The following is a 574-nucleotide window of genomic DNA, read 5'->3' on the forward strand; positions in this document are numbered from 1 at the left end:
GTTGGCCGCTTCTTCGTGCCCGTCAATACATCCGTGATACCGGCGGTGAATCACTTCGGGAGAATTACCAACCCGCCGGGCCACTTCGGCAATCGGCACTCCCGCGTTCAGCCACCGCGTGATGCAGGCGTGCCGCAGGTCGTACGGGCGCCCGGCCAGCGGTGAAGCGATACGCTCCGGCGGTAGTGCGTACTCCCGCGCTTCCTCCCACACCCGCCAGTAGGTGGATGAACCGACCACTCCCCCGCGCTCGTTCCCGAAGACGCGCCCCTCCTTGGCGGTCCCGAAATCCTTCAGATGGGCCCGCAGGATGGCCACCAGGACGGGCGGGATGGGGACCGGCCGGTCAGTGGATGCTTCTCGCGCCTTCAGGCCCCGGCGGTCGTGCCGCTCCCCGGAGTCGGTCCACTGCTTGCCGGAGACCGGACGCGTCTCCCGCAGCGTCAGCGTGCCCCAACCCGTCTCCGGCAGGTGGCAGTCCGACAGCCGGAGCCCGACCGCCTCAGCGGGCCGGATCCCCGCGTAGTACAGGACCGCGTAGAAGGCCACCAGGCGCCGCCCACGGCAGCGATCC

1 protein-coding gene is annotated in these 574 nt (G+C 69.7%); it reads right to left on the bottom strand.

Annotated features, from left to right (window positions below):
- Positions 1 to 574: tyrosine-type recombinase/integrase (locus ROI90_RS21125; RefSeq protein WP_316000268.1), on the bottom strand; the 574-nt coding region annotated here is incomplete at both ends.

This window comes from Hymenobacter endophyticus, assembly GCF_032464715.1.
GTDB classification, from domain to species: domain Bacteria; phylum Bacteroidota; class Bacteroidia; order Cytophagales; family Hymenobacteraceae; genus Hymenobacter; species Hymenobacter endophyticus.